Here is a 20,711-nt window from a genome sequence, read left to right on the forward strand (position 1 = left end):
CTCAAACTGTTGGAGTAGTTTGAGTCTTCCATTTATTTATTTGTATACAGTTCGTGTAAAATATTTAACTCTTTTTCAAGAACAGAGATTATTTCACGGCCTTTATCTTGTTCGACTAGTCCGAGCTTAACAGCAAAATCAATCTCACGGGATAATCCGTACATTTGCGTATCGAGTACTTCCTCATATAGTGGACATTGCGGCATCGTTAAATTATCCATTTGAACTTTGATTAGCTTTGCAATTTTCTCTGCATCGATTTGCAGTTGTTTCATGGCCTGTTCTTTGTACGTATCTTGAACTTCTATTTCCATGGAGACGCCCCCATTATTCATTATTCCCGCAAGGTGTTAATGTCTAAATTGTATCTTTTGCTCTTACAAAATGCAAGCGTTACCCAATGAAAAAATTGAATCGAAATGAAATCCTTTTCACATCTTCTATGAAAAGGTATACTAAAACTAGTGACTATCGATTGAGGGGGATATATTTTGGAACTTATTATACCAATTACCGGAAACGTGAAACATGCAATAACATTAGATCCTACTGTTTGGATATTTGATGATCGTCGTATTGATCTGGATAAATTCTTCTCAGAGGATTTTATTGAAAAAGATGAAATGGAAGAGTATAAAGAAAGAATGGGTAAACACTGGTCTAGAGAAATCATGGAAGGTGCCACATACCCACCTACTTTAAAAAGTGAAAAAAGATATGAAAAAGATAAAATGTTGTCAAACAGCTTCGGTATTGTATTGAAACCATTCATACACAATGCTGTTCCATCTGCAAATGCAACAACATTTACACTCATTACAAAAGACGAAAAATACACGTATCCACTTGAGGAAGCAAACAACGTCATTTTCAAATTCAGTCATAATGGCAAACCTCTTCGAGAAGACGGTCCTGTACATGTACTGTTTAAAGACGGATCGAATCAAGATTCACCGATTCGTTATGTCCAGGCTATCCAAGTGGATTGAAGGAGAAATTCCAATGCGCGTTAAATGTGTCATATGTGACCAAAACGATCAATTAGAGGATGATAATCCGCTTGCCAAGAAATTACGAAACCGGCCCATTCATACGTATATGTGCCCTACTTGTAGAGAGCGGATCAGTAATTTAACAGAGAAGCGTATTGCAACTGGCAACTTTGTTTTCCACCGCAGCTCAGATCCGACTGAAAAAGATTTTTAATCGAACAAAAAAGACTCCGTTACTCAGTAACGGAGTCTTTTTTGTGTTCATTCATGCGTCGAACACGATAGATAATAAGAATAGCAGCAGCCACAAACAGTCCTTCTACGATTGGAAGAAAGAAAGCTAAGAATGTTAGTATGATACATCCAATAAATAGGAACGTATAAATGATAACGTTTCGACCAAAGCCAATCTTCCTTGCAAATCCAAGCTTATACACAATAGCAGACATGATGAAAACGAGCGCAAACAGAATATAGCCGGCTGTCGTGAAATTTGGCGCATATTCATAAATAATGCGAGCGGTTCCCGACAACCGATTGTAGACCGTTTCTGAATCTTCTACTCTCATTCCATACATTCCCTTCTATCTTTATTATTCGCCAAGTTTTTTCTTTTTATTTATACGTTCACGTTCATTTTTGTCTAGAACTTTTTTACGTATACGAATAGATTCTGGTGTAACTTCACAGTACTCGTCATCAGCAATATATTGCAGTGCTTCTTCAAGCGACATAAGACGTGGCTTTTTCGTTGTAACAGTTTGGTCTTTCGAAGCTGAACGGACGTTAGTAGCATGTTTGATTTTCGTTAAGTTAATCGTCAAATCGCTATCACGGTTACTTTCTCCTACTACTTGACCAGCATAGATTTCTGCACCTGACTCCACAAACATGGTTCCACGGTCTTCAAGTTGCATAACACTATAACCAGTTACTGTTCCATTCTCCATAGACACAAGAACTCCGTGACGTCTGCCACCGATTTTACCAGTAGTAACTGGTTTATAGCTGTCAAACGTATGGTTTAAGATTCCGTATCCACGAGTCAATGTAAGGAAGTCTGTTGTATAACCGATCAATCCGCGAGCGGGTACCAAGAAAATTAAACGCACTTGGCCGTTACCGTTATTGATCATATCCAACATTTCACCTTTACGTTCACCAATAGATTCGATGATTGATCCAGTATGTTCTTCCGGTACATCAATTTGAACGCGTTCGAAAGGCTCGCTACGCTTACCATCAATTTCGCGAATGATTACTTGTGGCTTAGAAACTTGAAGTTCGAAACCTTCACGACGCATATTTTCGATAAGAATAGACAAGTGAAGTTCTCCTCGTCCAGATACGATCCATTCGTCCGGAGAATCTGTTTGTTCCACTCGTAATGAAACATCTGTCTCAAGCTGTTGATCTAAACGCTCTTGAATTTTACGTGAAGTGACCCATTTCCCTTCGCGTCCAGCGAATGGACTGTTATTAACTAAGAAACGCATTTGTAGCGTCGGCTCATCGATGTGGAGTTCAGGAAGCGCTTCTTGATGATCGGTTGGGCAAACTGTCTCACCGACATCAATGTCACCCATTCCCGAAACGGCTACGAGGTCACCTGCGTACGCTTCTTCAACTTCGACTCTTTTCAAGCCTAGGAAACCGTATAGTTTTGTTACCCGTAATGTTTTTACAGATCCATCACGCTTAAGAACTGCGACTTGCTCTCCAACTTTCATCGTTCCACGGAAGATACGTCCGATTCCGATACGACCAACGTAATCATTGTAGTCCAGTAGAGATACTTGGAACTGAAGTGGTTCGTTGCGATTGTCGATTGGTGATGGTATGTTTTCCAAAATGGATTCATAAAGAACACGTAATGTGTCTTCTTGTGTTTCAGGATCTGGAGAAAGACTCGCAGTACCATTGAATCCTGAAGCATAAACAACCGGGAATTCCAATTGTTCATCATTCGCATCAAGTTCGATGAATAATTCAAGTACTTCGTCTACTACTTCTTCCGGTCTTGCGAAATCACGGTCAATTTTATTTACAACAACAATTGGCTTTAGGTTTGTTTCCAGAGCTTTTTTCAGTACGAAGCGAGTTTGTGGCATACAACCTTCGAATGCATCAACAACTAAAATTACGCCGTCGACCATACGCAAGATTCTTTCTACTTCGCCACCAAAGTCAGCGTGTCCTGGTGTATCCAAGATGTTGATTTTTGTGTCATTATATTCAATAGCAGTGTTTTTAGCTAGGATCGTAATTCCTCGTTCACGCTCTAGTTCGTTTGAGTCCATTGCGCGGTCATCTACATGTTCATTCGACCGGAAAATACCGGATTGTTTTAGTAATTGGTCGACCAATGTCGTTTTACCATGGTCTACGTGGGCAATAATTGCAATATTCCTAAGATCAGTACGTTCGTTTGTCATTTTTTCACTCCGTTTATCTTTATTTCAGATGTTCAACTGTGTTATTATAGCACAAGATAGTCTAATTAAATAATATTTTAATTTATATGGAGGGATTTTTTTGAAAGACATTAAGTGGATTTTCGTAATTTATTCACTCGGTGCCGTACTTTCCATGTCCGCAATTGGTATTGGAGTAGGTATGCGTAGTCTATTCGTTGTTGTCCTTGCCATTGTCGCCCTTATTTTAATAATGGGTAACGGATTTAAAACGAAAGCACGTATGCGTAGAGAAGGCACGCTATAAATAACTCAAAGGGACTGTATATTAAACCGTTTTGGTTTAACAAACAGCCCCTTTTTTATTTTAGTCGGATATATTTCGATAAAATCTCTTCATGTAATCCCGGACGTGTGACAATAAATGTGTCAGATCCGAGTAGATGTGGTTTCACACCTTCTAAGTTCGTTGCTACAGCTCCTACTTCTTGCGCAATGACGATTCCCCCAGCTATATCCCAAGGCGCCAGCCGCATAGAAATATACGCGTCGATTCTTCCCGACGAAACATATGCTAGCTCAATCGCAGCCGAACCATATGATCGTGTCCCACGGCAACGTGTGACGAGCTCAATAATTTTTTCATTTTCCACGCGATGATTTGGCGCAACCCAGCTAGCATTGATGCCGATGATCGCTTCTTCAAGTGGTGTGATTTCCAACTGGGGTAGACGCTCATCGTTGAAATAAGCACCTTCACCTTTCGCTGCATGGTATAACTCATCCCGCATTACATCATATATGTAGCCCAGCATCCCCACGCCGTCTACATAAATCCCCAAGGAAATCGCAAAGTTCCTTCTCTGATGGATAAAATTCATCGTTCCGTCAATTGGATCAAGGAACCAAATTATTCCGTCAAGCGAAGATATCTTATCTCCAAATCCCTCTTCCGAAACCATTTTATGCTCAGGAAAGTCTTGTTTTACCCGTTCTACAAAAAAGCTTTCCACTTCTTTATCGATATTGGTAACTAAATCATTAGCGTCAGCCTTTGAATCGATGTCAATTGTACTAAAAAAAGACACTCGTATTTTGTGGCCAGCCTCTTTGATTAACGATTTCGCATATCGATCTATCGCATTAAGATTCATTCTGCCACCTCTTCCCATTCCGACTATCGCTAGTATAACACAGAGGCAACGGAACAAAAGAGATAACAGTGATAGGATATTAAGTAAAAAGACACCCCGTCACATTTCCTTCAATTTCTGAAGTGAATGGGGATGTCTTTTATTAAACCATGCTTACATCGAAAAAACATTAAGTGTCTCCATTTCATTGTGAATTTCCGTCAATCGTAGTTTGCTTTTATCAACTTGATCTGTGTCTTGGTCTTGCAGTGCGTCGTATAGAGTAGCTAATTCATAATCCAATTCCAATTGTAAAGTTCTCACATATTCTCTCTCAACATCTTCTTTTCGGATAAAATGAACGACCTGTTTCATAAGTAGCACCCCTTTTAAGTTAATATTTGACTCCAACCGTCTTATTAGTAAGATATGCAAAAATTCCGACTCTTAGTGGTTAGAAGCCTTGTTATTTTAAATTATTCCCCAATTACTGATAAGATAAACGTAGTCACTACAAACTGGAGGAGATTTTCTTGTTTCAGTCTTATTGGTCATCAAATGATTTTGACGTTTTTACCATTGATGGCTTGGATAATCGCATGAAAGCTTTGCAGGAAAAGGTACAACCGAAATTCATAGAATTAGGAAATCATTTTGCACACCGCCTTTCCGCCCACGGTACGGGTGAGTTTTTTCCACATGTTGCAAAACACGCGAGGCGAACTGTCAATCCGCCACGGGATAGCTGGGTAGCATTCGCTCCCGCTAAGAGAGGCTATAAAGCGTTACCTCACTTTCAGATTGGCTTGTGGAGCACTCATTTATTCATTGTACTGGCAATTATTTATGAAAATCCCGATAAAAAAGGGATTGCTACACGTTTAGAAAAAAACTTGGAAGTTATGACTGCCTTACCAAAAGATTTTATAGTTTCCGGAGACCATATGAAGCCTGAAGCTGAGCATATTAGTGAAGCAGGTGTAGAAGGTCTCGAAAAATTGTTGGATCGTCTACAAACGGTGAAAAAAGCGGAGTTTTTAGTTGGTCGTCACCTTTCAAGAGATGAAGCATCCAAAATGAGTGAAGAGCAATTTTATGAGTATGCAGAGGATACTTTCACGAAGTTATTGCCTGTTTATGACGTGGTTATTCATTCTTTAGATTAAAATAAAAATTGCATGTGGGAACACACCATGGATCGACATACTAGGCGGATGCTTCCACGTTCGATCAACAGTGCGTTTTGTAAAAGGCCTATTAGGAAGTGAAATCAAAGCAAAAGACACCTTTTAAAATGGGTGTCTTTTGCTTTGATTATTTTTTCACCTTTAGCAGTTCGCCTGGTTGGCTCTCTCTTGCCGCTTTCACTACGCGAAATGCAACATAGTCACTGCTTTCCTCAAATTCCTTGCATAGCGTTTTTTCTTCGGCCATGGATGGAACAACACTTTTGAAAGCTCGATAATATCTCATGAATTCGTCTCGTTCGATACTCGATTCATAGGCTTGCTCCACTTTTGTGAAAAAATCAATCACTTTCACGATCTCTTCTGTTGACCAATCCGCACGTAGTGGATATTGATAACCTGCCATTTACTTCTCTCCTTATCCGACACTCCATTTTTTTCGAATAGTTATTGCTTCTTTTTTCATTCGTTCAAACAATTCGGCAACGCTTGGAACATCTTCAATCATACCCGCTACTTGGCCACCCCAACCAAAGCCTTGATCATTCATACCATCGTGAATGAATTTACAATTTGCTTCCCCGCTAATAAATGCTTTCAGTCCTTCGTAACCAGCATCTTCCGCTTCCAACTTCAGAATCTTCTCTGTCCATTCATTCGTCAATGCACGAGCAGGTGCACCAATCGTGCGTTTGATAATCGTTGTATCTTGTTCACTGCTCGCTAAAAGAATTTCAAGATAAGCAGGTGATGCATCCACACATTCTTTTGTCGCTATGAAACGAGTACCCATCTCGATTCCTTCTGCCCCTAGTGCTTGCGCTGCCATCCAGCCCCGTCCATCACCAATACCACCTGAACCAATGACCGGTATACTAACAGAATCTACAATCCTCGGAATTAAGACCATCGTACCTATATCGTCACGGCCTAAATGCCCTCCGCCCTCTTGTCCAACCGCTATGACAGCATCCGCACCAATCTCTTCGGCTTTTTGCGCTTGTCTTCTAGCAGCCACCAACACCATCTTCTTCACGTTAGTACCGGTTAACATGTCAAAAAGCGGCGCGGGATTTCCCCCGGTAACCGATATAATATCGATCTTTTCTTCTAATGCAGCTTCCACCATCGCTTCGTAGGATCTACCATGATTACCAATTGCAAAATTTACACTGAATGGTTTATCTGTCTTTTCGCGAACTTTGCGAATCTCTTCTTTCAATGCGTCAGGTGAAGTCAAGCTCATCGCTGTAATTTGGCCAAGTCCACCCGCCTCCGAAACGGCAGCAGCAAGGTCTGAATAAGCCAGATACGCAAGTCCCCCTTGCACAATTGGATATTCAATTCCAAACAGTTTTGTCACTCTAGTTTCCCACATGAAAGTCCCCCATTTTTCATAATGTAAAAAGACCCATGAGAAAAAATCCCATGGGCTGTTCAATTCTAGCTGTTTTATTTCGTCATCATGTGAATCGGCTTACCAAGAGCAACTTCTGCTGCTTCCATAGAAATCTCACCGAGTGTAGGGTGAGCATGAATAGTCATAGAAATATCTTCAAGAGTCATACCCGCTTCAATCGCTAGACCAAGCTCTGCAATCATGTCAGAAGCATTTTCCCCAACGATTTGAGCGCCTAGTAATAAACCGTCTTCTTTGCGACCGACAAGCTTCACGAAACCTTCTGTAGCATCCAATGAAAGGGCACGGCCGTTAGCTGCAAACGGGAATTTACCGCTTACTACGTCATAACCTTCATCTTTTGCTTGTTGTTCGTTTAAGCCTACAGTTGCCAATTCCGGATCGGTGAAGCATACAGCCGGAATAGCCATATAATCCACTTCAGATTTTTCTCCAGAAATAGCTTCCGCTGCAATTTTCGCCTCGTAAGACGCTTTGTGCGCAAGCTGAGGTCCCGCTACGATATCACCGATTGCATATACATTCGGTAGATTTGTACGGCATTGCTTGTCCACTTCGATCAAACCGCGGTCAGTCATGTTCAAGCCAAGACCTTCCAAGCCGATTTCATCTGTATTCGGACGACGGCCCACTGTTACCAGAACGTAGTCCGCTTCAATTTTTACTTCTTCACCTTTAGCTTCGTATGTTACTACGACGCCGTCTTTCGTTTCTTCAACGCCTTTAGCAGATGCTTTCACAACTACTTCAACGCCTTTTTTCTTCAAGCCTTTTTTAACGATTTGCGTCATTTGTTTTTCGAAACCAGCAAGGATATCATCCGCGCCTTCAAGAATAGTTACTTCAGATCCTAGATTAGCATAAGCAGATCCAAGTTCTGTACCAATATAGCCGCCACCAACAACGACAAGCTTTTTCGGTAATTCTTTCAAACTTAAAGCGCCTGTAGAATTGATTACACGGTCTGTGAATTTGAATGAAGGGATTTCAACTGGGCGTGCACCCGTTGCGATAATAACGTTGTTGAATTTATATGTTTGAGCAGAGTTGTCTGTCATGACACGTACAGTGTTCGCATCTACGAAATACGCTTCACCTGCAACTGTTTCTACTTTATTCCCTTTAAGCAAACCTGATACGCCGCCAGTTAACTTAGAAACAACACTTTCCTTAAATTTCATAGCTTTAGAAAAGTCTAGTTCGACAGATTTCGCAGTGATTCCCATACCATCTGCATTCTGAGCATCCACAAAGCGATGTCCAACAGAAATCATCGCTTTAGAAGGAATACATCCAACGTTTAAACAAACACCGCCGATTGTATCTTTTTCTACGATGGTAACTTTTTGACCAAGTTGAGCTGCGCGTATTGCCGCTACATATCCCCCTGGGCCTGAACCTACTACAAGTGTGTCAACTTCAATTGGAAAATCTCCTACTACCATTGCTTTACGCCTCCATTAATAAAAGTGATGGATTACTTATTAATTCCTTAAGATAGTTTAACGCTAATTGCCCCGTTACGCCATCAATCACTCTGTGATCAAATACTAATGATAATGCTAACATAGGTGCAGCTACAATTTCACCATTTTTTACAATTGGTTTTTCAGAAATTCTTCCGATACCTAAAATAGCTACTTCTGGATGGTTAATAATCGGTGTAAACCACTGTCCACCCGCGGAACCAATGTTCGTAATCGTACATGATGCACCCTTCATTTCTGCCGCTTGAAGTTTTCCATCGCGCGCTTTTCCAGCTAGCTCATTCACTTCATTTGAAATGGCAAACATGGACTTGCGATCAGCATTCTTAACAACTGGTACCATTAGACCGCGATCTGTATCTGCTGCAATTCCGATATTGTAGTAGTGTTTTTGAATTAATTCCTCTGTCGCATCGTCTAGTGACGTATTTAGTTGAGGGAACTCACGCAATGTGGCTACGAGCGCTTTTACTACATACGGAAGATATGTTAACTTCACATCTTTCTCTGCTGCAATCGCTTTAAATTCTTTCCGATGTGCAACAAGTGCTGTAACATCTACTTCATCTAACAGTGTAACATGTGCTGCTGTGTGTTTTGAATTTGACATTGCTTTTGAGATTGCTTTTCGCATAGGAGACAGTTTTTCACGAGTCTCTGGGAATTCACCTTCAAAAACAGGAGCTTTCTTCTCTGAAGTGCTAGGTGTTTCCTCGGTCGACTGCGATTGGGTCGTTTCTTCAACCGATTGTTGTTGATCTCCCGCTTTAAATGAATCTATGTCTTCCTTTAATACACGGCCGTTTTTTCCACTCCCAGCCACTTGTGCTATCGTTACATCTTGTTCACGTGCATATTTACGAACGGATGGCATCGCAATTACTCGGCGATTTTCATCTACCTCACTAGTAGTTGTCTCGATGTTTTGTTCTTTTTGCGGTTCTGTCGATTGCTGCTCTCCAGATGCCTGTTCAGGTTTCTTGGAATCTACACTACCAAGTGCTTCCCCTACTTGTTCATGAGATTTTTCTGCACTTGCTTCTTCAGAAGAGTCCGCACTTTCTTCATCGTCTTCATGATCTGGAATACCGTGATCCGGTGCATCAAAACGTACTAATTTATCTCCAACAACTGCTACCGTACCTTCAGTAACATAAATTTCTTCCACTGTACCTGATACAGGTGATGGAATTTCAACTACGGATTTATCATTTTGTACTTCTAGTAATGTATCATCTTCTTGGATTTCATCGCCCGGTTTTACGAACCACTTAACGATCTCCCCTTCGTGTATACCTTCACCAATATCTGGTAATCGAAATTCATAAGTCACGTAATTCACCCTTCCTGGATTGTCCAACAGTTATTTAGAATGTTAGAACTTCTCTTGCTTTCGCTGCAATGTCTTTGGCATTAGGCAACCATGTGTTTTCGCCTGCCGCAAAAGGATATACCGTGTCTGGTGCAGTCACACGCATCACTGGAGCTTCTAGACTCAAAATAGCGCGTTCAGTAATTTCAGCTACTACGTTAGCAGCAATTCCCGCTTGTCGTTGTGCTTCTTGTACGACGATTGCGCGGTTTGTTTTTTCAACAGATTGTATAATTGTTTCTATATCGAGTGGCTGAATCGTACGTAAATCGATTACTTCCACTGAGTAATTTTCTTTTTCAAGCGCTTCAGCAGCTTTTAAGCTTTCCTGCACCATTGCACCGTACGTGACAATGGTCAAATCTTTACCTTCACGCTTCACATCAGCTTTGCCTAAAGGAATAGAATATTCTTCTTCAGGAACTTCTTGTCTGAATGAACGATAGAGTTTCATATGTTCCAAGAAAATTACAGGGTCATCACTTTTGATTGCAGAGATAAGCAATCCTTTTGCATCATACGGAGTCGATGGAATAACTACTGTTAAACCAGGTTGTGATGCTACTAGACCTTCTAGACTGTCCGCGTGCATTTCCGGAGTGGCTACACCTCCACCAAATGGCGCACGGATCGTAATCGGCGCATTAAAATGGCCGCCTGTTCTAAAGTTCATTCTCGCAATTTGTCCACTCACTGAATCCATTACTTCAAACAGAAAACCAAAGAATTGAATTTCCATAATGGGACGAAAGCCAGTAAGTGCTAGTCCAATTGCCAATCCACCAATACCAGATTCGGCTAGCGGCGTATCAAAAACCCGCTCCTCGCCGAATTCTTTGTGGAGGCCTTCCGTCGCACGGAAGACACCTCCGTTTGCGCCTACGTCTTCACCGAATAGCAATACGTTTTCATCTGTCTTTAGCTCAGTACGAAGGGCATCTGTAATTGCTTGAATCATTGTTAATTCTGCCATGGATTAGTTCGACTCCTTTCCAGCATACGCATCCAATTGTTCTTGTAAGTTAAATGGCATATCGCCTTTATACATGATTTTCATAAAGTCTGTCGCCTTTTGTTTAGGCTGTGCATCCGCTTTTTTGATAGCTTCTTTAATTTCTTCTTTTGCTCGTTCAATTACTTTTTCCTCTTGTTCTTTAGACCAAATACCTTTGGCTTCTAAATACGTTCTAAAACGCACAATCGGGTCACGTTTTTCCCATTCATTATCCACATCAGATGTACGATAGCGTGTTGGGTCATCACCAGCCATCGTATGAGGTCCGTAACGGTAACACATTGTTTCGATCAACGTTGGTCCATCTCCATTAACTGCACGTTCTCTTGCGTCACGTGTTGCAACGTATACCGCCAATGGATCCATTCCGTCTACTAATACACTTGGCACGCCTGCCGCTACACCTTTTTGAGCAAGGGTCTTTGCAGCAGTCTGTACATCACGATGTGTAGAGATTGCATATTGGTTATTCTGAATGACGAAGATAGCAGGCACTTTATATGCCCCTGCAAAGTTCAATCCTTCGTAGAAATCACCTTGCGAAGTTCCGCCATCACCTGTGTATGTAATGACGACTGATTTTTGACCTTTTTTCTTAAAGCCTAGACCTACACCAGCTGCCTGGACATATTGTGCACCAATAATGATTTGCGGTGGGAAAATATTAAGTCCATCAGGAATCACGCTTCCTGCATAATGCCCTCTCGACCATAGGAATGCCATATACAATGGCCAGCCATGGAATAATAATTGAGGAACGTCACGATATCCAGGGAGAATGAAATCATCTTTTTCCAACACATATTGAGAAGCTAACTGGGAAGCTTCTTGCCCTGCAGTAGGAGCGTAAAATCCTAGACGCCCTTGTCTATTTAAAGAAATAGATCGTTGATCAAGGATACGTGTATAGACCATGCGATTCATCAATTCCACTAATTCCTCATCGGGAAGTTTCGGATCTAAGTCCTTATCAACGATCTTTCCTTCCTCATTCAATATTTGTACCATATCAAATTGGCTTTCAATCAGTTGAAGCGCTTTCACCGGGTCATACTGATTACCTTTTTTAGCTACCATATCTTGATCTCTCCTTCGTATCTGTATTATATCTTTTTCAAATAAAATTGATACAACTTCTTATAAATACTAGTATACGCAAAACTGAGCGCTTGGTCAACCATTGTAATCAAAGACTTTTAATCATTTTTATATTTTTCTAAAAATGTACTGTACTAACACAATATCGTTTCTGTATTGGTACAGAACTGCTTTTATTGGGTCATACCGGCCAATCTATATCTATGAAAGTCATCAATGAACATTCATATAACAACTGAAATGATAAGTCCTTACAAATACCTATCGCGTACTAGTTGTCGCTTTTAATCCTACCTACTCACTACTTTATATTTCCTTTTTATTGTTTTCTAAACTTTTCAAAGCGCGGGCCACTAACCTGTTTACTTCCCTAGTTGCTTCATTGAATTCTATAAGTGATCGTTGGCTAGAAGTGATTAAATCATTTACATCACGAACATGCTTTTGAAGTTCATGCTCGCGGATGGATGGATCTTCAATTTGCGTATATAATTGCGTCTGACTATCTATAAGTTTTTTATACTGCATGATGAATGTCTCTTGTATTTCAGAACGTTCATACAATGCTTCAACTACTTCATCTAGTGAATCATGTAATTCCATACGCTCTACCCACTCAGACATCCGGTCTATCGCTTTCTTCGACTCGTGTAAAGCACTTTCCTCTTTTTCTAACAGTTGAGCCCGTTCATGTGCAGACTTTTTCATCGCAACCACTCGTTGTTTCACTTCTTGATATTGCTGTTGAGTCAGTTCCATTGTCTCAATAAACAAGACTTGTTCATTCTGCTCCTTCTCGTGTAACTTCTTTCCAAAGTTGTTCCCTTGTTTTTCTTTTTCATTCAGAACCACGAGTAAATCTGTAAGTTGTTGAGTTACTTCAGTCTCTTTGGAACAACTAGTTAGTAGAAGGAAGATGAACAATACGCAAATTACTTTCTTCATTAATAACCCTCCAGACACTTTATATACTTTTTTCTTTCACCATTTTTCTCATTCGTCTATACTGTATAAGAGGAAATTGGTTTTTACGATTATATACCCTTCATGCACAATAGTTACTATTTTATCGTAGATTGTACTATACCTAATATATCCGAGAGGAAGAGTAGAAATGATTTTAATGAATGATATTATCCGGGAGGGTCACCCAACGTTGCGATTAAAAGCAAAAGAGGTGAGTTTTCCTTTAAGTAATGAAGACCGTCAATTATGCGATGATCTGTTGGAATATGTCGTCAACAGCCAAAATGATGAGTTGAGTAAAAAATACGGCTTACGATCTGGCATCGGTTTGGCCGCTCCACAAGTCAATGCATCTAAAAGAATCTTCGCTCTGCATATCCCTGACGGCGAAGTTCTATTGGAAAACTTTATAGCTATTAACCCGAAAATCATTAGCCATTCCGTTGAAAAGACCTATATAGAAACCGGTGAAGGTTGTTTATCAGTAGATCGTGAAGTGCCTGGTTATGTTCCCCGGTATGCAAGAATCACCGTAAAAGCTTTTGATAAAGAAGGAAACGTAATCAAAAAACGTCTAAAGGGATTACCCGCCATTGCATTCCAGCATGAACTCGATCATTTGAACGGCATTATGTTTTATGATCATATTGATGCGAATGCCCCTTACAAGGAAATCCCCGGCGCAACAGCATTCGACAGAGAGTAAAGCTCTTACACTTGACAGGACGAAGTTTTTCTGTTACAGTCTTGTCAAGGAGTGATGATGCCATGTACAAACGTCTAAAACGCAAACTGCTAAGACGACTTAATGGCCTGCTCGGTAAAAAGACAATTGCTTAGACATTTACGCCCGCCAACTAAATTGGTGGGCTTTTCTTTATTTTAGGGAAATTGCATGCTATTATTGATGATATGTATTATTAGGAACGTAAAAAGGAGAGTTAAACATGATTTTTAAAGTATATTACCATTTAAACGTACATGAAGTTCCAGTCCGCGAGAACACACTCAGCTTGTATGTAGAAGCTGAATCAGAAAAAGAAGTCCGTGATCAACTTAAAGATCGCGATCTTATGATTGAATACGTACAAAAGCTGGAGGGCGAGCATTTAGCATATGAACAAGCCTCCCCAGACTTTCACGTTGAGCAGGTCTAATCAATGAAATCTATTAAAAACAATGAAACAGCCGTTTTTGCCCTAGGCGGACTAGGTGAAATCGGTAAAAATACGTATTGTGTACAATTCCAAGATGAAATCATCATTATTGATGCCGGAATTAAGTTTCCTGAAGATGAATTGCTTGGTATTGACTATGTAATTCCAGATTACACTTATCTCGAACGCAATATTGATAAGATTAAAGGCCTTTTCATCACACATGGTCACGAAGACCATATCGGTGGAATTCCTTATCTATTACGCAAAGTGAACGTTCCCGTCTACGGTGGTAAATTAGCAATTGGTTTACTTCGCAATAAGTTGGAAGAACACGGTTTGTTGCGCACTACGGAAATTCATGAAATTGAAGAAGATGATTTTATCAAATTCCGTAAAACCGCCGTATCATTCTTCAGAACAACGCACAGTATTCCTGATGCATTCGGAGTAGTGGTTAAAACTCCTTCCGGAAACATCGTTCATACAGGTGACTTTAAGTTCGACTTTACGCCTGTCGGTGAACCTGCTAACTTGCATAAGATGGCCAAAATTGGTAGTGAAGGTGTACTTTGTTTGTTATCAGATAGTACAAATGCAGAAGTACCGAACTTCACGATGTCTGAACGTAAAGTTGGAGAAAGCCTAAATGATATTTTCCGCACTGTAGACGGTCGGATTATTTTCGCTACATTCGCTTCAAATATCCATAGATTACAACAAGTGATCGAATCGGCGCAGATTTTTGGTCGTAAAATCGCTGTCTTCGGGCGTAGTATGGATAATGCCATCACGATCGGTCGCGAACTTGGTTATATTGATGCTCCGAAAGATTTATTCGTAGATGCTCAATCACTCAACCGACTTCCAGCTAATAAAGTAATGATTTTATGTACAGGTAGCCAAGGTGAACCGATGGCTGCACTATCACGTATCGCAAACGGTACGCATAGACAAGTCCAAATCCAACCTGGTGATACCGTTATCTTCTCATCTTCACCCATCCCAGGTAATACTCTAAGTGTGAACAAAGCGATTAATTCATTGTTCCGTGCAGGTGCAGAAGTTATTCATGGTCCATTAAACAACATCCACACATCCGGTCACGGGTCACAGGAAGAGCAAAAGCTGATGTTGCGTTTAATCAAACCTAAATACTTCATGCCAATCCACGGTGAATACCGCATGATGAATATGCACTCCCAACTTGCTATAGACTGTGATGTTGAACCTGATAACATTTTCATTATGGGCAATGGTGATGTACTCGCACTCACTGACTCGACAGCAAGACTTGCCGGACGTGTACCTTCAGGCGATATATACATCGATGGAAGCGGTATTGGGGATATTGGTAACGTTGTACTACGCGACAGACGAATTCTTTCTGAAGATGGTCTAGTCATCGTTGTAGCAACCATCGACACCAAAAAGAACCGTTTAGTATCTGGTCCTGACCTGATCTCACGCGGTTTCGTCTATATGCGTGAATCAGGCGCTATGATCAATGAAGCACAATATATGCTTTCGAAAACATTACAACGCAAACTGGCTGCTAAACCTGATTCCGTCAACAACCTAAAAGGCGATATCATCGATACACTCGTTCCGTATTTATACGAGAAAACGAAACGTAAGCCGATGATCCTTCCTGTCATTATGGAACTCTAAAAAGCATACAAAAAAGCAAGCGCACATTAGCACTTGCTCTAGACTGAAGGCAACTCCTATAAATTAGGGGTTGCCTTCATTTTTTATTTGGATTTTTTATACGATCTTTTAACCATTTACTAGATGTTCCAAGTTGAAAAACAACACTAGTTGTTCCTAAGTGAAAGGCGGCGACTGATGGATCAGCTCGACAGGTGAGACAACCAAAGGGAGCTTGCGACGTGGTTGGCTCACCGCGGGTCCATAGGAAAGGGTACGCCTGGAACGTCGATCAACGGCGCTCTCCCCTTCTCGCACTTTCTATTCATTAATGCAATGCCTTCCGTTCAAACCGATGTATATCCAGATCAGAACCGATCACAATCAACACATCGTTCACTTCTATTTGCTCAATCGCCTGAGGAGAGACTAATATATGTGTTCCACGCTTGATCGCTACAATATTCACACCGTACTTGGCACGGATATCCAAATCTATTAGCGAAGAGCCTGCGATGTGATTATTAGCTTGAATCTCCACGATAGAGTATTCATCGGATAACTCCAGATAATCCAGAATATTATTCGAAACCAAGTTATTCGCAATGCGTTTTCCCATATCTCGCTCAGGGTGAACAACTTGATCCGCTCCGATTTTTCGCAACACTTTTTCATGGTAGTCATTTTGGGCTTTCACTGTAATTCGCTGTACACCGATTTCCTTCAAAATCAACGTAGTCAAAATGCTTGCTTGAATGTTTTCACCGATTGCGATTACCACATGTTCGAAATTTCGTATGCCTAACGACCGCAATGCTGCTTCATCCGTCGTATCGACAGCCACAGCTTGTGTAGCAATATTTGCAAATTCCTCTACGCGTTCTTGTGACTTATCAATCGCCATAACATCGGCTTCTAATTCAATAAGTTCTTTAACGATACTACCGCCAAAACGACCTAAGCCAATTACTACAAATTCCTTTTTCATCTCATTACTCCTCGCCATTGAGAATAGTCACATGTCTTATCGCAATCCCATTTTAAATTTCAGGAATAACTCATTATACACTCCAAGTGTTTCTAAACCTAAATTTTCATACACTTCCAGGTTCTTTCTTGCCTCTTCATCAGGATAAAATCGTTCATCACCTGTAATCTCATCATCCATAAATGACAAAGCCGCCTTATTTGGTGTAGAATAACCCACGTATTCTGCGTTTTGCGCTGCTACTTCAGGATCAAGCATGAAATTAATAAATTTATACGCGCCTTCAACATTCGTAGAGGTTTTCGGGATGACAATATTATCAAACCATAAGTTTGAACCTTCGTTCGGCACGATATAATTAATGTCGTCGTTCTCAGAAATCATATCTGCCGCCTGACCAGACCACGTCAACGCCACAGACGCTTCGTTATTGATCATAAGTTGCGTGACTTCATCGCCTATAACCGCTTTAACGTTCGGACCCATCGTTTCTAGCTTGTCTGTTGCCTCTTTTAATTCCTGCAAACTAGTGGAATTCAATGAGTAGCCAAGTGAATTCAATGATATTCCGATCACTTCTCGCGCACTATCGACCAAAATGAGCTTCTGCCGCAGTGAAGCATCCCATAAACTCTCCCAACTCTCAAACGTCTGACCTTCCAATAAGGATGCATTATATGCGATACCCACTGTTCCCCAGAAATATGGAATCGAATACTGATTGTTTGGATCAAACGGCAAATTCATGAAGTATGGATCGATATGTTGAACGTTCGGAATTTTCGAGAAATCGAGTGGCAGTAAAAGATTTTTCTCTTTCATCATCTGCACCGCATATTCGGACGGAACTGTTACATCGTAAGCAGTTCCCCCTTGTTCAATTTTTCCCATCATACCTTCATTCGAATCAAACGTTTCATAGATTACTTTGATGCCTTCTTTTTCTTCAAATTGCTTCAGAAGGTCTGGGTCAATATACTCTCCCCAGTTGTATACTGTAATCGTGTCTTTACCTGCTCGCCCCGCCTTATGCTCGAGCTGATAATTAGCGAACAACAAGATACCCGAAACGAGTAGGATCACAAACGCACTACTCATTAATCCTTTCATTTTTTCACCCCCTGAGGTGATTTTGCTTTATTTCCGATTATATAATAACCAAGCACTAGAATTATTGTTATTAGGAAGATCAATCCGGATAGCGCATTGATTGTCAACGTGATTCCCGTGCGTGCCATAGAATAAATTTCTACGGACAGGGTAGAAAATCCATTTCCTGTCACGAAAAAAGTAACAGCAAAATCATCCAATGAATAGGTTAACGCAAGAAAGAACCCTGCGAAAATCCCCGGCTTAATATAAGGCAATATGACACGCGTCAATATATCTTTACGTGAAGCGCCTAAATCCCGTGCTGCATCTATTAACGTCGTACTCATTTCTAATAACTTCGGCAGTACCATAATGACGACGATCGGTATACTAAAAGCGATATGAGAAATTAGCACCGAAGCAAAGCCCAATTTCACACCAACCAACGTGAATAATATTAAGAAAGATGCACCGATAATTACATCTGGACTGACAATCAATATATTATTCAGCGACAATACCGCTTGACGCGCAGATTTATTTTTCATGAAGTAAATCATGAGCGCACCAATCACACCGATTGTTGTCGACAGTAGGGCCGATAATAATGCGATAATGACAGTATTTAAGACAATAATTAGAAGTCGCGTATCTTGAAATACCGCTTGGTAGTGATCCAAAGTGAATGATTCGAAATGCGACATTCCATCTCCCGAATTAAAGGAGTAGTATATGAGATAAAAAATAGGTGCATATAAAATTACAAAGACTGCTGCCAAATAAACTCTCGGCAAAATTCCCAGTTTCTTCATTTAATGATGCCCCCCTTTTTACCCGAAGTCAGTATCATAATTAAGAACATGAAGATGATGAGAAAGACAGCAATCGTAGAGCCCATTCCCCAGTTTTGTGTAACGAGGAATTGTTGCTCGATTGCGGTACCAAGTGTAATTACTTTATTGCCGGCAATTAAACGGGTAATCATAAATAGGGAGAGTGCCGGTATGAACACAACTTGTATACCTGATTTCACACCATCCGTAGTCATTGGCCAAATCACCCGTTTAAATGTCACCCATGCATTCGCTCCTAAATCTTTCGATGCATCCAATAAAGTAGGATTGATTTTATCCAAAGCATTAAAAATTGGCAATATCATAAATGGAATAAATATATACACGGAAACAAACACGAAACTGAAATCAGTGAATAAAATTTGCTGACTGCCTATCCCGACAGCCTCCAAAAAGGCATTAATCGGCCCATAAACGCCCATTAATCCGATAAATGCATAAGTCTTTAACAACAGATTAATCCATGAAGGTATGATAATGAGTAACAACCACAACTGCTTATGCCTTGTCTTCGTTAAAAAGTAGGCTGTCGGATAGGATATCAATAAAGCAAAAAAAGTTATAAGAAATGCATACCAAAACGAACTTATCGTTAATTTGAAATAGATCGATGAAAAGAAGTTTCGATAGTTAGCCAACGTTAAATGGCCTGATAAATCAAAAAATGAGTAATACACAATGACGGCAATCGGTGCTAGCACAAATAATACTAACCAGACTGCATACGGCGTGGCATATATAAAACGTAACGGATTTTTACTCCTCATCTTCCGCCACTCCAAACGATTCCAAACGTGCATCAAAGTCCGCTTCAGATTCATTCAAACGCATAACATGAATGTCTGCTGGTTCAAAATCTAAACCGATTAACGTGCCTACATCCGCTGGTTTCGTTGAATGGACTAGCCACTCATTCCCATCAGAATCGTACGTTGACAGTTCATAGTGTACACCCCGGAATAATTGCGTATCTACAGTGACACTTAATTTCCCCTTTTCAACGGTCGTCATTTCCAAATCCTCAGGACGAATGACGATATCAACTTTTTCATTGGGATAGAAACCCCCATCTACACACGGAAATTGTTTACCGGTAAATTCTACCAGATAATCTTCAATGATTCTTCCCGTTACTATATTCGATTCACCAATAAAGTCTGCCACAAAACGATTGATAGGCTCATCGTAAATATCTATTGGTGTCCCCGACTGTTGAATTTCTCCATTATTCATGACGAATATTTCATCGGACATCGCAAGTGCTTCTTCCTGGTCATGCGTAACAAAAACAAACGTTTTTCCTAGACGCTGCTGGAGCTCCCGCAATTCATATTGCATTTCAGAACGTAATTTCAAATCTAGCGCCGACAATGGCTCGTCCAGTAAAATCACTTCAGGATCATTGATGATCGCTCTAGCAATAGCCACGCGTTGACGCTGCCCACCCGACATTTCAGTAATTTCACGGGTTTCATACCCATCTAGATTTACGAACTTCAAGGCTTCTTTAACTCGGCGATCCACTTCATTCTTATTCACTTTTTTTATGCGTAAACCGAATGCAACATTTTCATACACATTCAAATGAGGAAACAATGCGTAATCTTGAAATACCGTGTTCACTTGGCGCTCATTTGCGGGTACGGAGTTGATCTTCTTTCCATTAAAGAAGATTCCCCCATCTGTCGCTTCCGTAAATCCGGCAATCAAACGTAAAATAGTCGTTTTTCCACAGCCTGAAGGTCCAAGTAATGTATAAAACTTACCGCGTTCCATTTCAAACGAAACACGATCGAGAACAGTTGTAGATTCATTATAACGTTTTGTAACATTCTCAAAACGAATAATTGGGTTAGTAGTCAATACGTTTCCTCCTTGCATAAACA

General features: G+C 40.5%; 24 protein-coding genes. 7 read left to right on the plus strand and 17 right to left on the minus strand.

All coding sequences use genetic code 11. The annotated features are described in order from the left end of the window. Positions 1-32 precede the first annotated feature (32 nt). Positions 33-314, minus strand: a complete 282-nt coding sequence (locus tag CSV60_RS00255) for an Fpa/YlaN family protein (protein WP_085133128.1) — start codon at positions 312-314, stop codon at positions 33-35. Between the two features lie 177 nt (positions 315-491). Between CSV60_RS00255 and CSV60_RS00260 the strand changes: the two genes are divergently transcribed. Together CSV60_RS00260 and CSV60_RS00265 are read left to right on the plus strand one after the other, a co-directional pair. After that, positions 492-989, plus strand: a complete 498-nt coding sequence (locus tag CSV60_RS00260) for a hypothetical protein (protein ID WP_099635685.1) — start codon at positions 492-494, stop codon at positions 987-989. Positions 990-1,002: 13 nt separating this feature from the next. Continuing rightward, positions 1,003-1,206 carry a YlaI family protein gene (locus CSV60_RS00265; protein ID WP_085133126.1) on the plus strand — a complete coding sequence of 68 codons (204 nt, stop codon included), beginning with the start codon at positions 1,003-1,005 and terminating at the stop codon, positions 1,204-1,206. Positions 1,207-1,225: 19 nt separating this feature from the next. On the opposite strand, the gene CSV60_RS00270 is transcribed toward CSV60_RS00265, so the two are convergent. Further along, positions 1,226-1,561 (minus strand): YlaH-like family protein, encoded by a 336-nt coding sequence (locus tag CSV60_RS00270; RefSeq protein ID WP_369823556.1) that lies wholly within the window; start codon positions 1,559-1,561, stop codon positions 1,226-1,228. Positions 1,562-1,585: 24 nt separating this feature from the next. Beyond that, positions 1,586-3,427 carry a translational GTPase TypA gene (gene typA / locus CSV60_RS00275; RefSeq protein ID WP_099632363.1) on the minus strand — a complete coding sequence of 614 codons (1,842 nt, stop codon included), beginning with the start codon at positions 3,425-3,427 and terminating at the stop codon, positions 1,586-1,588. Between the two features lie 100 nt (positions 3,428-3,527). Between typA and CSV60_RS00280 the strand changes: the two genes are divergently transcribed. Next, the gene (locus tag CSV60_RS00280) at positions 3,528-3,713 is read left to right on the plus strand and encodes a YlaF family protein (protein WP_099632364.1); all 186 of its coding nucleotides are present in this window, start codon (positions 3,528-3,530) and stop codon (positions 3,711-3,713) included. Positions 3,714-3,768: 55 nt separating this feature from the next. Here CSV60_RS00280 and CSV60_RS00285 read toward each other — a convergent pair whose 3' ends face one another. Together CSV60_RS00285 and CSV60_RS00290 are read right to left on the minus strand one after the other, a co-directional pair. Beyond that, positions 3,769-4,560, minus strand: a complete 792-nt coding sequence (locus CSV60_RS00285) for an inositol monophosphatase family protein (RefSeq protein WP_099632365.1) — start codon at positions 4,558-4,560, stop codon at positions 3,769-3,771. A gap of 153 nt (positions 4,561-4,713) precedes the next feature. Next, positions 4,714-4,914, minus strand: coding sequence for a hypothetical protein (locus CSV60_RS00290; RefSeq protein ID WP_099632366.1), 201 nt, complete (start codon positions 4,912-4,914; stop codon positions 4,714-4,716). A gap of 158 nt (positions 4,915-5,072) precedes the next feature. On the opposite strand from CSV60_RS00290, the gene CSV60_RS00295 reads away from it, so the two are divergent. Next, the gene (locus tag CSV60_RS00295; RefSeq protein ID WP_099635687.1) at positions 5,073-5,705 is read left to right on the plus strand and encodes a YktB family protein; all 633 of its coding nucleotides are present in this window, start codon (positions 5,073-5,075) and stop codon (positions 5,703-5,705) included. Positions 5,706-5,853: 148 nt separating this feature from the next. Here the strand turns inward: CSV60_RS00295 and CSV60_RS00300 are convergent, their stop codons facing one another. The 7 genes from CSV60_RS00300 to CSV60_RS00330 all read right to left on the minus strand — a co-directional run bounded on the left by CSV60_RS00300 (position 5,854) and on the right by CSV60_RS00330 (position 13,063). Continuing rightward, positions 5,854-6,132: a UPF0223 family protein gene (locus tag CSV60_RS00300; RefSeq protein WP_099635688.1), complete on the minus strand. Its 279-nt coding sequence runs from the start codon at positions 6,130-6,132 to the stop codon at positions 5,854-5,856. Positions 6,133-6,144: 12 nt separating this feature from the next. After that, positions 6,145-7,104: an NAD(P)H-dependent flavin oxidoreductase gene (locus CSV60_RS00305; protein WP_099635689.1), complete on the minus strand. Its 960-nt coding sequence runs from the start codon at positions 7,102-7,104 to the stop codon at positions 6,145-6,147. 74 nt (positions 7,105-7,178) lie between these two features. Further along, entirely contained in the window at positions 7,179-8,591 is a 1,413-nt protein-coding gene (gene lpdA, locus CSV60_RS00310; RefSeq protein WP_099632370.1) for a dihydrolipoyl dehydrogenase, read from the minus strand. 4 nt (positions 8,592-8,595) lie between these two features. Next, entirely contained in the window at positions 8,596-9,966 is a 1,371-nt protein-coding gene (locus CSV60_RS00315; protein ID WP_099632371.1) for a dihydrolipoamide acetyltransferase family protein, read from the minus strand. Between the two features lie 34 nt (positions 9,967-10,000). Continuing rightward, positions 10,001-10,978, minus strand: a complete 978-nt coding sequence (locus tag CSV60_RS00320) for an alpha-ketoacid dehydrogenase subunit beta (RefSeq protein WP_099632372.1) — start codon at positions 10,976-10,978, stop codon at positions 10,001-10,003. Between the two features lie 3 nt (positions 10,979-10,981). Further along, positions 10,982-12,097: a pyruvate dehydrogenase (acetyl-transferring) E1 component subunit alpha gene (gene pdhA, locus CSV60_RS00325; protein ID WP_099632373.1), complete on the minus strand. Its 1,116-nt coding sequence runs from the start codon at positions 12,095-12,097 to the stop codon at positions 10,982-10,984. 327 nt (positions 12,098-12,424) lie between these two features. Next, on the minus strand, positions 12,425-13,063 hold the full coding sequence (locus CSV60_RS00330; protein ID WP_099632374.1) for a YkyA family protein: 639 nt from the start codon (positions 13,061-13,063) through the stop codon (positions 12,425-12,427). A 169-nt stretch (positions 13,064-13,232) separates the two neighbouring features. Between CSV60_RS00330 and def the strand changes: the two genes are divergently transcribed. The 3 genes from def to rnjA all read left to right on the plus strand — a co-directional run bounded on the left by def (position 13,233) and on the right by rnjA (position 15,912). Beyond that, positions 13,233-13,790, plus strand: coding sequence for a peptide deformylase (gene def / locus CSV60_RS00335; RefSeq protein WP_099632375.1), 558 nt, complete (start codon positions 13,233-13,235; stop codon positions 13,788-13,790). Positions 13,791-14,031: 241 nt separating this feature from the next. After that, positions 14,032-14,241 carry a DNA-dependent RNA polymerase subunit epsilon gene (locus tag CSV60_RS00340; protein WP_099632376.1) on the plus strand — a complete coding sequence of 70 codons (210 nt, stop codon included), beginning with the start codon at positions 14,032-14,034 and terminating at the stop codon, positions 14,239-14,241. A gap of 3 nt (positions 14,242-14,244) precedes the next feature. Beyond that, positions 14,245-15,912 (plus strand): ribonuclease J1, encoded by a 1,668-nt coding sequence (rnjA, locus tag CSV60_RS00345; RefSeq protein WP_099632377.1) that lies wholly within the window; start codon positions 14,245-14,247, stop codon positions 15,910-15,912. A 307-nt stretch (positions 15,913-16,219) separates the two neighbouring features. On the opposite strand, the gene CSV60_RS00350 is transcribed toward rnjA, so the two are convergent. The 5 genes from CSV60_RS00350 to CSV60_RS00370 are packed head-to-tail and all read right to left on the minus strand — an operon-like array spanning position 16,220 to position 20,688. Then, on the minus strand, positions 16,220-16,879 hold the full coding sequence (locus CSV60_RS00350; RefSeq protein WP_085428510.1) for a potassium channel family protein: 660 nt from the start codon (positions 16,877-16,879) through the stop codon (positions 16,220-16,222). Between the two features lie 36 nt (positions 16,880-16,915). After that, entirely contained in the window at positions 16,916-17,989 is a 1,074-nt protein-coding gene (locus CSV60_RS00355; RefSeq protein WP_099632378.1) for an ABC transporter substrate-binding protein, read from the minus strand. Continuing rightward, positions 17,986-18,783: an ABC transporter permease gene (locus tag CSV60_RS00360; protein ID WP_099635690.1), complete on the minus strand. Its 798-nt coding sequence runs from the start codon at positions 18,781-18,783 to the stop codon at positions 17,986-17,988. The genes CSV60_RS00355 and CSV60_RS00360 overlap by 4 nt, the downstream gene beginning before the upstream one ends. Further along, the gene (locus CSV60_RS00365; protein WP_099635691.1) at positions 18,780-19,592 is read right to left on the minus strand and encodes an ABC transporter permease; all 813 of its coding nucleotides are present in this window, start codon (positions 19,590-19,592) and stop codon (positions 18,780-18,782) included. The genes CSV60_RS00360 and CSV60_RS00365 overlap by 4 nt, the downstream gene beginning before the upstream one ends. Then, positions 19,582-20,688, minus strand: a complete 1,107-nt coding sequence (locus CSV60_RS00370) for an ABC transporter ATP-binding protein (protein ID WP_199175222.1) — start codon at positions 20,686-20,688, stop codon at positions 19,582-19,584. Before CSV60_RS00370 ends, CSV60_RS00365 begins: the two co-directional genes overlap by 11 nt. Positions 20,689-20,711 lie beyond the last annotated feature (23 nt).

The organism is Sporosarcina sp. P7 (genome assembly GCF_002743425.1).
In the GTDB taxonomy this organism is placed as follows: domain Bacteria; phylum Bacillota; class Bacilli; order Bacillales_A; family Planococcaceae; genus Sporosarcina.